13 protein-coding genes are annotated in these 14,386 nt (G+C 38.7%); 6 read left to right on the forward strand and 7 right to left on the reverse strand.

Annotated elements, in window-relative coordinates:
• The first annotated feature begins 38 nt into the window (after positions 1–38).
• Positions 39–1,067 carry an AraC family transcriptional regulator gene (locus KTI78_RS05030; RefSeq protein WP_262445400.1) on the forward strand — a complete coding sequence of 343 codons (1,029 nt, stop codon included), beginning with the start codon at positions 39–41 and terminating at the stop codon, positions 1,065–1,067.
• Between the two features lie 7 nt (positions 1,068–1,074).
• Here the strand turns inward: KTI78_RS05030 and prmC are convergent, their stop codons facing one another.
• The 3 genes from prmC to KTI78_RS05045 all read right to left on the reverse strand — a co-directional run bounded on the left by prmC (position 1,075) and on the right by KTI78_RS05045 (position 4,117).
• A complete protein-coding gene (prmC, locus tag KTI78_RS05035) occupies positions 1,075–1,896 on the reverse strand; it encodes a peptide chain release factor N(5)-glutamine methyltransferase (protein ID WP_262445401.1) in 822 nt (273 codons plus the stop codon).
• On the reverse strand, positions 1,896–2,984 hold the full coding sequence (prfA, locus tag KTI78_RS05040) for a peptide chain release factor 1 (protein WP_002119588.1): 1,089 nt from the start codon (positions 2,982–2,984) through the stop codon (positions 1,896–1,898). Before prfA ends, prmC begins: the two co-directional genes overlap by 1 nt.
• Before the next feature lie 293 nt (positions 2,985–3,277).
• The gene (locus KTI78_RS05045; protein WP_262445402.1) at positions 3,278–4,117 is read right to left on the reverse strand and encodes a type 1 glutamine amidotransferase domain-containing protein; all 840 of its coding nucleotides are present in this window, start codon (positions 4,115–4,117) and stop codon (positions 3,278–3,280) included.
• Positions 4,118–4,236: 119 nt separating this feature from the next.
• Between KTI78_RS05045 and KTI78_RS05050 the strand changes: the two genes are divergently transcribed.
• From KTI78_RS05050 to KTI78_RS05070, 5 genes are all read left to right on the forward strand, one after another.
• The gene (locus KTI78_RS05050) at positions 4,237–5,142 is read left to right on the forward strand and encodes a LysR family transcriptional regulator (protein WP_262445403.1); all 906 of its coding nucleotides are present in this window, start codon (positions 4,237–4,239) and stop codon (positions 5,140–5,142) included.
• A 191-nt stretch (positions 5,143–5,333) separates the two neighbouring features.
• Positions 5,334–5,753 carry a glycine zipper domain-containing protein gene (locus KTI78_RS05055; RefSeq protein ID WP_016140574.1) on the forward strand — a complete coding sequence of 140 codons (420 nt, stop codon included), beginning with the start codon at positions 5,334–5,336 and terminating at the stop codon, positions 5,751–5,753.
• Between the two features lie 237 nt (positions 5,754–5,990).
• On the forward strand, positions 5,991–6,497 hold the full coding sequence (locus KTI78_RS05060) for a hypothetical protein (RefSeq protein ID WP_224991326.1): 507 nt from the start codon (positions 5,991–5,993) through the stop codon (positions 6,495–6,497).
• Between the two features lie 134 nt (positions 6,498–6,631).
• Positions 6,632–7,636 carry an LLM class flavin-dependent oxidoreductase gene (locus KTI78_RS05065; protein WP_262445405.1) on the forward strand — a complete coding sequence of 335 codons (1,005 nt, stop codon included), beginning with the start codon at positions 6,632–6,634 and terminating at the stop codon, positions 7,634–7,636.
• Positions 7,637–7,784: 148 nt separating this feature from the next.
• Complete coding sequence (locus tag KTI78_RS05070; RefSeq protein ID WP_262445406.1) at positions 7,785–8,348, forward strand: flavoprotein; 564 nt, start codon at positions 7,785–7,787, stop codon at positions 8,346–8,348.
• A gap of 37 nt (positions 8,349–8,385) precedes the next feature.
• Here the strand turns inward: KTI78_RS05070 and pgaD are convergent, their stop codons facing one another.
• Genes pgaD through pgaA form a run of 4 tightly spaced genes read right to left on the reverse strand, consistent with a single transcriptional unit; the run spans position 8,386 to position 14,352 of the window.
• Complete coding sequence (gene pgaD / locus KTI78_RS05075; protein WP_262445407.1) at positions 8,386–8,844, reverse strand: poly-beta-1,6-N-acetyl-D-glucosamine biosynthesis protein PgaD; 459 nt, start codon at positions 8,842–8,844, stop codon at positions 8,386–8,388.
• Positions 8,841–10,088, reverse strand: a complete 1,248-nt coding sequence (pgaC, locus tag KTI78_RS05080) for a poly-beta-1,6-N-acetyl-D-glucosamine synthase (RefSeq protein WP_262445408.1) — start codon at positions 10,086–10,088, stop codon at positions 8,841–8,843. The genes pgaD and pgaC overlap by 4 nt, the downstream gene beginning before the upstream one ends.
• Positions 10,088–11,914 carry a poly-beta-1,6-N-acetyl-D-glucosamine N-deacetylase PgaB gene (gene pgaB / locus KTI78_RS05085; RefSeq protein WP_262445409.1) on the reverse strand — a complete coding sequence of 609 codons (1,827 nt, stop codon included), beginning with the start codon at positions 11,912–11,914 and terminating at the stop codon, positions 10,088–10,090. The genes pgaC and pgaB overlap by 1 nt, the downstream gene beginning before the upstream one ends.
• On the reverse strand, positions 11,914–14,352 hold the full coding sequence (gene pgaA / locus KTI78_RS05090; RefSeq protein WP_262445410.1) for a poly-beta-1,6 N-acetyl-D-glucosamine export porin PgaA: 2,439 nt from the start codon (positions 14,350–14,352) through the stop codon (positions 11,914–11,916). The genes pgaB and pgaA overlap by 1 nt, the downstream gene beginning before the upstream one ends.
• Positions 14,353–14,386 lie beyond the last annotated feature (34 nt).

Raw genomic sequence — 14,386 nt, forward strand, 5'->3', positions numbered from 1 at the left:
TTCACTTGAAATATATGAAGAAAATATGAGTCTTTGACATGGTTGTCCAATCTTCTTTAAGTAAAGGCACAATTTCGATTGCACTAGTACATGAAGCACTGAGTGCGGCTTATGCCAAAGGCCTAAATACACAAATAATTCTCAATAAAGCAGGCATCCCCACTGAATTACTGATGTCTCCCAAGGCTCGTGTACCTGTTACAAAATATGCCCAATTATGGATAGAGCTTGCAAACGCCATGAACGATGAATTTTTTGGTATGGATAGCCACCCTATGCGTCGTGGCAGCTATAAGTTATTGACTAAACTTGTCAGTACGGCCGAAACTTTAGAAAAGGCACTCCATGATATTATAAAGTTTTTTAACTTTGTTTTAGATGACATGCATGGAGAACTCATTAGAGAGCAAGAAAAAGCTTATTTGGTGATTCATGATCAAAAACAACCTAAACGCATGTTTACCTATGCAACCTTTTTAATATTAGTACACGGACTTATGTGCTGGTTAGTAGACCAACGAATTGGTTTAAATAATATTAGAGTACGTTGTCCTAAACCGAACGATATTCAAGATTATCTCGTACGTTTTGGTGAAGATATTCAATTTAATGCTGAGGTAAATCGAGTTGAATTCGATGCTCATTACTTAGATATTAAAATTAAAAAAGATAAAAAAGCGATTTATGATTTTTTAAAGCAAACGCCGCAAAATCTTTTAGTTCGTTTTAAAAATGAGAATGCATTGAGTGTTCTTATTCGTCGCCATTTATTAAAACTCCACCCTGCGCACTGGCCAGAACTCAAAGATGTCGCACAACAACTTAATATTTCAGAAGCCACTGTTCAACGCAGGCTGAAACATGAAGGAGTTAGTTATCAACAAATTAAAAATGAAATCCGCTGTGATATTGCGGTTGAACGCTTAAGTAAAACGAATGACTCAATTCAAGATATTAGTGAAGATCTAAACTTTCATGACCCAAGTGCATTTCATCGTGCCTTTAAAAAATGGACAGGTGTTAGTCCAGGTGCTTATCGGGAAGCAACCTTTAACTCTATAGATTAAATCGTTCTTATTCTATTGATAATGAAGCTAACGTGACCCGATCATTTTGGCCATAGTCTTGAATAGTTTTTATCTCACTAAAACCATGCTCTGCGAAAATGCCTCGAACAGCTTGCCCTTGATCATAACCATGTTCCAGAGCAATCCAGCCTTTTGGGTTTAACCAGCTCTTACCTTGAGAAATAATAATTTCAATATCAGCCAACCCCTGACGATCTGCAACTAATGCACGGCGTGGTTCTGTAGCCAAAGCTTGCATGTGTTCATCTTCGGGATCAATGTACGGCGGATTAGAAACAATTAAATCAAACTTTTGTGGTTCCAGCGCTTCAAACCAAGCTCCAAGAGCAAATTTCACATGTTGCAAATCATGTGCTTGTGCGTTTTCTTTTGCGACTTCTAAAGTAGGCGCATAAATATCCGTTGCCGTGACTCGCCAATCTGGACGTTCACTCGCTAACGCAAGTGCAATTGCACCTGTTCCTGTTCCCAAATCCACAATATTTGCATTCTTTGGCAAATTCAGATTTAAAACGGTTTCAACTAAAACTTCAGTATCTGGTCGTGGTACTAAAGTATCTGACGTTACTTTTAAATCGAGCGTCCAAAAAGGTTGCGAACCAGTCACGTAAGCTAAAGGCTCACCATTTTGAATACGTTCAAGACCAGCCAAGTAGTCTTGCTCTTGTTGGGCTGTTAGCTCTTGCTCAAGTCTAAACTTTAATTCAAGCGAATTGATTTTTAGAAAATGCTCAAGTAACCAAGCATTTTCTTGTCGTTCATAACTGTCAGGCTCACCACGAATTGTAAGCGCTTGAGCAATATTCATTAGCCGCCATTTTCCTGTGCAAGCATCGCTAACTGATCTGCCTGATATTCACGGTGTAAGCTATCAAGCAACTCAGTTAAATCACCTTCCATAATCGCGTCTAACTTATATAAAGTTAAGTTAATACGGTGGTCAGTCATACGCCCTTGTGGGTAGTTATAAGTACGGATACGTTCCGAACGGTCACCAGAACCTACTAAATCACGGCGCATTTCAGACGTTGCTGCATCAGCCGCTGCACGTTTCGCATTTTCTAAACGTGAAACTAACAATGCCATCGCTTTGGCTTTGTTTTTATGCTGTGAACGTTCTTCCTGACATTCAACAACTGTACCCGTTGGGATGTGGGTAATACGCACTGCCGAGTCAGTTTTGTTAATGTGCTGACCACCTGCACCTGACGCACGGTAAGTATCAATACGTAAATCTGCCGGATTAATTTCAACGTTGGTATCGACATCAATTTCAGGCAAGATCGCAACTGTACATGCTGAAGTATGAACGCGCCCTTGTGATTCAGTTGCAGGAACACGTTGCACTCGGTGAGCACCACTTTCAAATTTTAAGCGACCGTAAACGCCATCACCATCTACGCGGCAAATGACTTCTTTAAAACCACCATGCTCACCTTCATTTTCAGAAAGAACTTCAATACGCCAACCTTGTGTCTCGGCATATTTACTGTACATGCGGAATAAATCACCAGAGAAAATTGCGGCCTCATCACCACCTGTTCCAGCGCGAATTTCTAAATAAGCCGCGTTAGAGTCATTTGGATCTTTTGGAATCATTAAAATATTGAGCTGGCTTTCTAATTCTTCAAGCAATGTTTTATTCGCCTGAATCTCTTCTTCTGCCATATCTTTGAAGTCTGGGTCAGACTTCATCATCTCAGCAGTTTCAATATCTTCTTCTGCTTGACGGTATTTACCCCAAACTTCGGTAATTTCAGATAAATCACTATGTTCACGAGACAATTTACGGAAACGTTTGTTATCGGAGATCACTTCAGCATCTGCAAGCAATGCAGTAAGTTCTTCATGTCGATCACAGAGTTGATCAAGTCGTAAACGGAGTGACGCTTTCATAAGAGGAAATATCTCAAAAGTCCAAAAAGCTTATCGAACGCTATGTAAGTATAGAAGATAAGCAAAATCGTAAAAATAGCGCATAGTTTACAGATTATGGCGCTTAAATGACATATATAATCAGCCAATTCATCAACTTTCATAGTCAGTAGCGGTATATCAATACAATGATTTCAGATGAAATTTATCGAGTAATCTAGAATTTTGCTTTTTATTAAGAATAATAAATCAGCTTTTTAAAGCGCCTATGACAAGAGAGACTTTATTTCTAAAGCCTCTCTATCACGGTTATCTTATTTTAATTTCCCTAACAAAGTTTTACCGACAAGAACAGCCGAGGCTGGATTTTGTCCAGTAATAAGCTCACGATCTACCACCACGTTTGGAGTCCACGCAGTTGTATTACTTTGATATTTACCTCCTATAGACTGTAGAGCCGTTTGCGGATAGAACTTCATTTCACCACCTTTTAACAAAGCTTTTGCTTGCTCTTCCTCTTGATTGCTAATCACCGTCATTCGATAATTTTTATAAATCCATTCACCAGTTTTGACTGTTTTACCTTGTTCTAGTTGGCTAACTACTTCCGAAGCATTAGGTAAAGTTGACATTAAAGCGATAGGACCATGGCAAACCAATGCGGTAGGTTTTCCAGCTTTATGAAAAGCCGTGAGAACTTTGCCAAGCTGTTTATCTTTTAATAAGTCTTGCATGGGCGCATGACCACCCGGAATATAAATCGCATCAAACTTATCAATCCCAATTTGCTCGATACGAGACAAACTCAAAACTGGAGAATCTTGAGGAGAGGTTAACTTTAGATTATGCAATAAACCTGCATATTGCTTTAACGCTTTTTCATCTTGGTTAAAATACATTGCACTATTTGATGACTCATCTAAAGTCGGAGCTTTCCCATGAGGGGTCGCAAAAGTTACTGTGTGGCCTGCATCTAAAAGCATTTTTGTAGGCTGCATCAATTCATTAAGGTAAAAACCTGTTTTAAAAACCTGATTATTCTTTAGCTCTAATTGGGCTTCATCAGACAACACAACCAATACATGAGCTGCATTTGCACTTAACACTGCTGAAGCGGTAATCATTGCAAATATGATTTTATTTAACATCTTCATTATTCGACCTTCATTCCAAGCATTTGCTGGATTTATAACTGGGATGGATATATTCTATTTTTACCCCAGAGGTAGAAAAACAACTCCATTTACAAATCTTTTTTGCGTTTGAGGACAAAATGTCTCGTCAATTTGACTACCTTGCCGATGTTGAAGTGTTTTTAATTGTAGCTGAGAAGCTTTCTATTAGCGCAGCGGCGATTTATTTGTCCACCACACCCTCCGTTATTAGTAGAACAATTACACGGCTAGAGAAAAAATTAGGGATACAGTTTTTTAGACGAACGACTCGCCATTTAAGTCTGACTGAAGCTGGTCAACTTTATTATGAAAAAATGCAACATGCTTTTCAGTTAATTGACCATGCAGAACGTGTGATTCAAGGTGAACAACTGCAAATTTCGGGAAAGATTAAATTAAGTGTTCCTACAACTTATGGACATTATCGGTTACCTCCCTTATTAGAAAAATTTCTTTTGCAATATCCAGACATTCAAATTGAAATCAGTATTTCTAATCGAAACGTTGATTTAATTGCTGAAGGATTTGATTTAGCTATTCGTCAAGGACATCTTCCAAATAGCTCTTTTGTAGCTCGACCTTTAGAGCAGGCCCCTTTAAAACTTGTTGCCTCACCCACTTATTTAAAACGTATGGGTATTCCAAAAACGCTAGAAGAATTAAATTATCATCAATGTATAGCCTTTGAGTTACCAAGTAATGGTAAGGTCACTCCATGGTTTCTTAAAGATATAGATCAGGAAATTCAGTGGATACCAACAAATCGGATTTTAGTAAAAGAAGATATATTAGGAGTCGTGTCTCTTGCTGAAAATGGACTAGGGATATGCCAGAGTTACGACTTTATCGTTAATGAAAAAATTCAACAAGGAACGCTACAGCCTTTACTTGAGCCATATGCAGGTCATACACGCCCTTTCTCTTTACTATATGCACAACATAAGCATATGTCTTCCGCCACACGAGCTTTCATTGACTTCTTGTGTTCAACTGAACATAAATAAACTTAAGAATGTTAAATGAGAATTACTTTTCTATATGAGTATTAAATACTCTATTTTAATAGAAAACATACAAACCAGACACTAAACTGCAATACTCAAAAGATGGTTCTCCATATTTTAGGAGAAGTGTTTTGTTACATTTGCCGTAACAAAAGATTAGGGGTCCTGCAGTTAAGGACACGGAGTAGAAAATGAAATTAAATGCTTGGTTATGTAGCGCTGTTTTAGCAACTTCTATGGTTACTGTAGCGCATGCTGACAATACAACACATGTAGCAGCTGCTTCTGCTCTAGGTAGTGTCGCTGGTACTGCAATTGGTAAAAGTATGGGCGGTACATCTGGCGCAACAATTGGTGCTGCTTTAGGTGGTGCTGGTGGTGCAGCTGTTGCAAGTGATCGTCGTCACCGTACAGAATCTGCAATTGGCGGTGGTTTAGGTGGTGGTGCTGGTTATACCGTTGGTAAAAGCATGGGCGGTACAAACGGTGGTTACATCGGTGCTGCTTTAGGCGCGGCAGGTGGTTCTGCTTTAGGTAATAAAATCTCTAAAGACCGTGATGCTGACAGATCGTCTAAGCACTGGAAGAAAAAACACCGTCGTCATCACTAATCAAGGTTGATGAATAGACATTTAAGCACCTTCGGGTGCTTTTTTATTTTTGATAGATTTTCACGCTACCCTTTTGCATGCACATGATTTATCCACATATTAATACAAACCATACAAACCGACACAAAACACTCGTATCTCCATTTGGCTTCTCCATAATTATCACGAAATTTTTTATTACATTTACCTCAAGATAAAAATACTGTCCTTTCAGTAAAAAGGACATGGAGTTCCAAGATGAAAATGAATATTTGGTTAGCTAGTGCAGTACTTGCAACGTCTTCTATGGTAACAGTTGCACATGCAGATAATGGTACGCGTGTTGCTGCAACATCTGCTTTAGGTAGTGTAGTTGGTACAGCAATTGGTAAAAGCATTGGTGGTACATCTGGAGCGACAATTGGTGCTGCTTTAGGTGGAGCTGGTGGTGCAGCTGCAGCGAGTGACCGTCGCAATCGTACAGAAGCTGCGATTGGCGGTGCATTAGGTGGTGGTGCTGGTTATACCGTTGGTAAAAATATGGGCGGTACAAATGGTGGTTACATCGGTGCAGCAGTAGGTGCAGCTGGTGGTTCGGCACTCGGTCGTAAAGTAGCTGAAGACCGTAATTACGATGACCGTTACGACCGTGGTCGTTATGATCGTGATGACCGTAGATATTACGATGGCGACCGTCGTTATTATAAAGGTGGACGTCACCGCCACGACAATGGCTTACACCGTGGCTGGTATAAAAACCGTTAATTTATATATGAGTCAAAATAGCACCTTCGGGTGCTTTTTTTATTGTATGATAAAAATTAATATCGAAAAAAAACGATATACATCGAACTTCATATATCGTAGTATTTCGATATATCCTTATTCGAGAATATCGCATGAGATCACTTCAAGATACCAAGTTTTCAATTTTGGAACTTGCTCCCATTCGTAATGATAAAACCATCGAATTTTCATTGCGCCACGCACTAGAATTAGCACAACATGCAGAAAAGCTAGGTTATGAACGTTTCTGGCTTGCAGAGCATCACAACATGGATGGTATCGCAAGTTCAGCTACAGCCGTCTTGCTCGGTTTTATTGCAGCACATACACAGCATATTCGTTTAGGTTCGGGCGGAATTATGCTCCCTAATCATGCTCCTCTCGTTGTCGCAGAACAATTTGGGACACTTGCTACACTCTATCCAAATCGTATTGAACTTGGTTTAGGTCGTGCTCCTGGTACAGACCAACTCACAATGCGAGCTCTACGCCGGGGTCATCAAGAAACAGAAGACCAGTTTCCAAAAGATGTTGTCGAAATCTTAAAATATTTCGATGTACCTCAGACAGGACAAAAAATTATTGCAACACCTGGGCAAAGTACCCATGTTCCTGTTTGGTTACTGGGGTCTAGCCTTTTTAGTGCGCAACTTGCGGCAAAACTTGGACTTCCGTACTCATTTGCATCCCATTTTGCCCCACGTATGTTGGGCCAAGCGATTCAACTCTATCGAGAGAACTTTGAACCTTCTGAATACCTAGATAAACCATATGTTTCAATGGGTGTGCCTGTTGTTGTGGCAGACACAGATGAAGAAGCACAATATTTAGCAACCAGCGCATACCAACGCGTACTAGGTTTAATCCGCGGAGAAAGCTTAAAACTTAAACCTCCAGTTGAGTCAATGCAGGGATTATGGAATACAGCAGAACAACTGTCTGTCGAAAACTTCTATGCAATGGCGCAAATTGGTTCTGTAGATACAGTTCGCACTGGTTTACAAAAGCTTTTAGCAACATACGATGTTGATGAGTTTATTTTTACATGTGATGTATACGATACAGCTAAACGTTTAGAAAGCTTTACCCAGCTCATGAATGTAAAAACAGAACATTAAAACTCCATTTCACATTCCCATACTTGAATTGATTTTGAGTATGGGACGACCATCTATCTGAAAAGACTTTACCCCAACTTCCTGCTTGGTTATTTATATTAAAACGATAAAAACATCATGATTTAAAAACCAAAAGGACTTTTGGAAAATGAGTATTAATATTAAAAATAACACTTCAAAATCAGTAATTTTTCAGAATATTTCTCAAGATTTTGAAGGTTTTACTGGACAAGTGATTTCATCAAGTTCAATTAAAGAATTTGACTTTTCACATTCAACTGTCGCAATTATTGGTACTAATCAAGATAGCGTGACGCATCTTGAAAAAATCTGTCAGCAAGCAAAATTTGTGACTGTATTTCAAATCACACCACACTTTATTTTGCCCCACAGTCAAATGGGCACAAATAAGTTAATTACCCATCCACTCATTATCAAAAACCGGAGATTATTTAACAATCGAGTAAAAAGTCTTTTGGCCTTACGTTTTCTTGATACGCAAGTGAGTGAAACGTGGCTTAAACGCCTTTTAACCCCCAATATTGCAACCACCAAAAAAGTGTTTTTTAAATCTGATAGCTATTATGCTGCACTTCAAAAACCTAACTGTAAATTACAAACTTGGCCCATTGTTAAGATTACCCCTACTTCTATTCATAGTATGGACGGTATAGAACACCCCATTGATATCATTATTAGAACCACCGCATAAAAATAAAAAAGCATGGTTCTAAGCCATGCTTTTTTATTTACTCATATTTTTGCAAATTACCATGATCATCGTAATGCAAAATGATGCGTTGTTTTTTTTGCAACTCAGTTAACATCTCAGGCGTAACCAAAAATTGGGCGGCTAGTAATTCAACTGAACTATTAGGTGCCTTAGCTCGTCGATCCTCGCCACTAAATCTAATCCAGTTATAGCTCGCCCACAAAATTAAAATGAGTGCACTAATCCCGATGAGCAATGCTAAGTGTAGTAAGGTCTTAACTTCTGATATATGGTCAACCCAGACGTAGTCATAAATTAAGTGCCCTTCAAACACCCATAAAAACAATGAAACCAACGGAAATAACAACCACATTAAACAGAACCAACCAACTGTTTGTAATGTATAGTTTGCCGTTTTATTTTTGACATATTCTGGCTGGTCAATATATTCAGGAATATCTAGCGCTTCGATATTCTTATTTTCCTCAGATTTCATGGGTTATCTCCACGGAAGCCTCGGTCTGGACTTACCCAGCGAGCACGTTTTTTAGTGTTAAATAAAGTTTTTGGTACCGCCACAACACTTGTAAACAAAGTCAGTAACCAGAAAAATAACGGATACCAAATGACCCAAAAGTAATTTCTAAAGAAACGCCCTCGGTCATAGCGCTGGTCAATCCACAAACTCACTAAAAACTGAATTAAACATGTTCCGCCGAGTATTACACCGTACCACTGTGGCATAAGCGTTTTGATTTGCCATTGTTGAGGCAGTTCAATAAATAATCCCATAAAAAATAGCGTGAAGATCATAATCATGACATAAGACCAGATAATACTGACTAGCGCCTCAATCATGACAGGCCACATTCTGCGAACACGCAGTTTGAACATTTGTGGAATATATTCTATAAGAACCTCTACCCCACCTTGTGCCCAGCGAAGACGTTGTTTCCATAACCCTTTAAATGTCTCAGGCATATAGATATAGCAAAGCGCTTGCGGAATATATTGAATATCCCAATGGTCGAGCTGTAGCTTCCATGAAATATCAATATCTTCAGTAATTTTATCGTCTGACCAAAATCCCACTCGAACAAGTGCTGTTTTACGAAATGCTGCAATCACACCCGATACTGTAAAAATACGACCATATGTACGCTGTGCACGTTTAATCAAACCAATAATCGAAGAAAATTCACCGACCTGTAATTTTCCTAAAATACTAGATCGGTTTAAAATTCTTGGATTCCCCGTTACGGCGCCAATTCGCGGGAAATTAATAAAGGGCTGCATTAACCAAAGTACAGCATGCGGATGTAGTAATGCATCGCCGTCAATACAAACAAGATATTCGTATTTACTCACCAATACTCCCGATCTTAAAGCTACGGCCTTACCCTGATTTTCTGCCAAATGCACAACCCGAAGTCGTGAATCTTGCGCTGACAATTCATCAAGTATTTCAGCTGTTCTGTCACTACTTCCATCATTGACGGCGATCACTTCAAAATTAGGATATTTGGTTTGTAGCGCATAACGAATTGTTTGGCGTACTTGCGCTTCTTCGTTAAAACACGGAATGATGATACTGCATCCTTCGCCTGTAGGTTCAGGAAGCGCTTGTTCACGGTATTCTCTTTTAAAGAAGAACCAGAGTCCGCCTACCATCCATGTCCATGCCATCAGTAAGGGATATAAAAAGGCAAAAGCAAACAGAATATCGAGCAATACTCTCATTACTTTTTCCCCTCTACCAATCCAGCAAAAGGCTGATACATCACAGGGCTAGCATTCAAACTAATCGGATTATATAAATATTGATGAACATCTTTTGATTTTTCAAAATCATAGCCATCAATACCAAATTTCTGAATGCCTATCCGCTGAATAGCAAAGAGGGCTTGCTGCACTTCAGTCCAAGCAGTTTTTTGCGATTTTTCTGGTAACGCTAAAGTCAGCATTAATCTTTGCTTATCATTTTCATCAAGTGTATTTAAAAGCATTAATAACTGATTAAATTGCTTTTTCTTGCCAATCACATCGAACTTTAAATTGACTAAATCATGTTGCAATAAAAGCGTTTTTATAAGCTCAGGTAGATTTTCGATATGATCTAAATCAGGTGTAAGCAATAAACTAAACTGTGCCTGATTACTCATATTTAAATAAGGTTTAACTGCTTTTTTAGTCAGCTGGGCAAGTTGTGCGAGCTGTTTAGATTGTTCAATGCAACTATTTTCCTGAACTGTGATTTTTTGCATTGCGCAATTTAAAGATGTTCCCGCATTAAGTTGAACACCACTTAAATTACTGTTAAAGCGTGCTATATCTTTAGCCAAATCTACAGTTAAAAATGGTTTATCTTTTTGCGGATAAACTGGTAATTCTAATATTACCGATTGACCCGCACGAGTTTGAGCCTGCCATAAACTACGGTTTAAAATATCTTGTTGGACAAAAATTTTATTTGTAGGGAAATAAGCAACATCATATTGCCCATCCCCATCTTTATCTTCTAAAGGCTTTAAGATTAAAGCATTGTTTTTTAAGCTATATAATTTTGATAATAACTGCCCTAATTTTTCATCGGTCTGAGCATTTTGTTGAGCTGCCAGCTCCTTTAAATCCATACTTACAAAGTGACGAGGTTGCTTAAATAAATCTGACTCTTCGAAATTCAGAATATTTATCATGCCTTCTGTCAGTTGTTCGGCCGTAGGATTATTAATGACCAAGCTGCGGTTAAAAGTTGAGTCACTTACGCGATTCATGCCATCACGTCCCAGACTGAACGAAAATTGAAAACCTGCCTGTTGCGCTAGTTTTTCTAATTGCTCATTTACCGCGCCATATGGCCAAATAATTGCTTTCGGATTAACACCTATTTCTTTTTTTAAAACTGCATAAGATTTTTTTAAATCCTGCAAAATACGTTGTTGATATTCTGTATCGGTTTCATAACGTGATTGCGATTTTAAATAAGCATAAGAAGTCGCAGCAGGTTGCTCATTGCCTTGAGGATTGGCCAATACACCATGATGTAAATCATCACTATGGCTTGCAAACTCTGCTAAACCAGAGGCTTGCATTTCACGAACTTGAGCCCAGTTCACCAAATTACCTTGGCCATAAGCTTCATAACCTGCTTGAGTATTGCCATTTAACCAACTGGTTGGAAGAGCAAAAACTGCTGGAATCTGATATTGCTTAAGTAAAGGAAATACTCGGCTGTAACTACTCAAAGCACCATCATCGAAGGTGAGTAGAATAGAGTTATGAGGTAATTCTTTACCTTGTTTACGCGCCTCTTCGATGTCTTTTAGACGAATCGGTTTCCAATCGGACTGACTGAGCCAATCAAGAAACTGTGCCAGATTATTGGTCTGAATCGCATAAACATCACGGTCACCTTCCTTGAGTACGTCATCTCTGACATCATGAAAAGTTAAAGAAACCGTATGATTTTTTGGTAGTTCAGTTTCAACGTGGGCATAGGAAAATTGTACGGGTAATAATGTTGAAGCAAACACGCAACTCAACATTTTTGACATCATATTATTCATTAAAAACGCCCTTCAAATCCGAAAATACCGTAGGTATGTTGTTCATCATGACCATCGTATGGATGGTATTGCCAACCAATTCCATAATTAAGTTGCCAAGTCCGTGAGAGCTGCCATTGATGTTGATATTGCAAAGAGTATGTTGGTCGAGCTGAGTAATCTGCTTGTTTATAAAGCCCTACTCCAGCTTCAAAATGCTGTTTAAATGAGCGTTCATATTCTCGCCAAGTAACCCAGTCATGGCTTAAATTCAACTCAGCGCTATAATGATTGCTTGGGCTAAAGTAAGCGGTCTGATCTTGGCTATTGCTACCATAAAATCCACGCACCGTTCCGTAGGTAATATGATGAGGTGCATCAAATAAACGCTCGCGCCAAAAAGTAGAAAACTCTTGTTGTTTATTACCGTCGCTTATATCGGTTAAGCCATAACTTGCCCCAATTTGACGTGACTCATCTTTTTGCCATGTCAGAGCAGCACGGTAAGCTTGTCCATCCTCACCAGCATCAATTGCCTGTAATGGAATATTAGCTTGGCTGTCATATTGCAATTGATATTGCCAGTGGTCGTTTAACCATTGCGACCAATCAAGACGAACACCGGCTTGTCCACCATCTGTACTTTGCGACAAGATTGCCGACAATGCCTTACGGTTTGCTTGCCACTCAGCGCCGCCCCCATAACGTTGGTCATGCACATCCCCATAACGGTATTCTCCGTAACGATCTTGATGCCAAGCAAATAGACGATAATTATCTTTAATCCACGGGCTATTAATACGAGTTTCCATTTCGCGGTCTTTCAAACCATTTTGCCCACTCACAGAATCATTGTTCTCTGCTTTACTTTGGCCCCAAGTTGTTGAGTGCGAGATCGTTGCTCTATCACGATCATCCAACTCTTTTCGACTTTTAACTACCCCGCTATCTTCAGGATAATATTGCAAAAGACTTTCTGTGCTTTTGCGCCACTCAGGAATATTCCCTAAAGCCTGAGCATTTTGCATTTGGTTAATACGCGTATCTTTAGCAACTGGTGTTAAGCCATTTAAACGATCAATTGTTTGCTTCGCCTGTAATGGCTTATCTCTCCAGCGCTCAACACGAGCAAGGTTATTAATTAAACCCTCATTAGCAGGTGCAAGATCTACTTGTTTCTGAAAGTGCTTTTCTGATTGATCCAAATGGTTTGCATAAGCTAAATGCATACCTTGTAAAGCAATATAATCATCACGATCAGGATGGCTTGATTTATCTACGCCTTTCGCTTGACTATATTTATACGTAGGAATCAACCGATCAACGTCACTCAAAAGTTGTTCAGCTTGTTTATATTTTTCTTGTTCAATATAAGAATAATAAAGCCCCGTATATACCGTCATATCTGAGTAGTTTTTTTCGGTAAGCAGGGTTTTAAAAGCAAATTCAGCTTGCTGCGGTTTTCTTTCAGCTAAATAACTATCAGCAATCGCATGACGCACATAAGCCGGTAGTTTTTCTAAAGGCACATTTAATTTAGCGAACTCATCTAATACTGTACGGCTACGTCCACGAAAGTCCAAAGCATACAAATAGTCATAATGAAATCTTAAATAATTAGGGTCTGAAGATTGAATCAAAGGCTGTATTTGTTCACCTTGCTTCAATACCTCATCTAACTCTGCAAAACCTTCACTATCCGATAAACCTTCTCGATTGAGATATTTATAGCGAGTAATTGCATTATTTACGCGTTGAGAAAACTCACTGACCTTTAACCAATGCTGAAGCGATTCAGTTTGTACATTTTTATCACTGGCAAGCAATAACTGCTGAGCTTTTTTATAGGCACCTACAGCGGCTAAGTCGTAAGTATATTCTTGCAAAACTGCAAAAGACTTTGGTTGTTGCTGATAAGCTTGCTCAATTGCAGATAAAGCATCTACGGGTGAATTGATGAGTCGATACGCATAGGCAACTCGAACAAGTTGATCTGCTGTAAGTTTTTTACTTTTAATATTTTTTAAGTGTAGTTTTGCATTTACAGTATCTTGAGCCTCGGCATATAAAACTGCTAACAAAATTTGCCCATCAGGCGTTTTTTGAATATTAAATTTGTTTGACCATTCAATCGCATTTTTAAAGTGTTTAAAATCACGGAAATTACGTATTAATGGGAATTGCCCATATTCTGGAAAATTCACATAATTAATATTTGCTAAATGTTGAGAAAAAGTCATTAGATCTTTTTTCTCACTTGCCATTACAACTAAATAATCGGCTAGCAACTTTTGGTCATGCGGGTACTTATTTAGCAATTGTTCTAGTTGCAATATTGCTTGTTGAGTTTGTCCAGTTTTGTAAATATGAATAGCTTGCTCTCGCAATTCATCCACTTGAGCGGCATATAAATTAAGTGGCAAGATATATACCAATGAAAAAACACATTTTCTTAGCATTTTGATAATCGGATAGTCCCATATCGAGGTGGGA

Source organism: Acinetobacter sp. WU_MDCI_Abxe161, assembly GCF_025514355.1.
Taxonomy (GTDB): Bacteria; Pseudomonadota; Gammaproteobacteria; order Pseudomonadales; family Moraxellaceae; genus Acinetobacter; species Acinetobacter pittii_E.

What these genes read in the sequence shown, in the direction of transcription:
- pgaC (WP_262445408.1), bottom strand. Translation starts at nt 10,088, where the DNA reads ATGAGAGTATTGCTCGATATTCTGTTTGCTTTTGCCTTTTTATATCCC.
- KTI78_RS05055 (WP_016140574.1), top strand. Translation starts at nt 5,334, where the DNA reads ATGAAATTAAATGCTTGGTTATGTAGCGCTGTTTTAGCAACTTCTATG.
- KTI78_RS05030 (WP_262445400.1), top strand. Translation starts at nt 39, where the DNA reads ATGGTTGTCCAATCTTCTTTAAGTAAAGGCACAATTTCGATTGCACTA.
- pgaD (WP_262445407.1), bottom strand. Translation starts at nt 8,844, where the DNA reads ATGAAATCTGAGGAAAATAAGAATATCGAAGCGCTAGATATTCCTGAA.
- KTI78_RS05065 (WP_262445405.1), top strand. Translation starts at nt 6,632, where the DNA reads ATGAGATCACTTCAAGATACCAAGTTTTCAATTTTGGAACTTGCTCCC.
- prmC (WP_262445401.1), bottom strand. Translation starts at nt 1,896, where the DNA reads ATGAATATTGCTCAAGCGCTTACAATTCGTGGTGAGCCTGACAGTTAT.
- KTI78_RS05045 (WP_262445402.1), bottom strand. Translation starts at nt 4,117, where the DNA reads ATGAAGATGTTAAATAAAATCATATTTGCAATGATTACCGCTTCAGCA.
- KTI78_RS05050 (WP_262445403.1), top strand. Translation starts at nt 4,237, where the DNA reads ATGTCTCGTCAATTTGACTACCTTGCCGATGTTGAAGTGTTTTTAATT.
- prfA (WP_002119588.1), bottom strand. Translation starts at nt 2,984, where the DNA reads ATGAAAGCGTCACTCCGTTTACGACTTGATCAACTCTGTGATCGACAT.
- KTI78_RS05070 (WP_262445406.1), top strand. Translation starts at nt 7,785, where the DNA reads ATGAGTATTAATATTAAAAATAACACTTCAAAATCAGTAATTTTTCAG.
- KTI78_RS05060 (WP_224991326.1), top strand. Translation starts at nt 5,991, where the DNA reads ATGAAAATGAATATTTGGTTAGCTAGTGCAGTACTTGCAACGTCTTCT.
- pgaB (WP_262445409.1), bottom strand. Translation starts at nt 11,914, where the DNA reads ATGAATAATATGATGTCAAAAATGTTGAGTTGCGTGTTTGCTTCAACA.
- pgaA (WP_262445410.1), bottom strand. Translation starts at nt 14,352, where the DNA reads ATGCTAAGAAAATGTGTTTTTTCATTGGTATATATCTTGCCACTTAAT.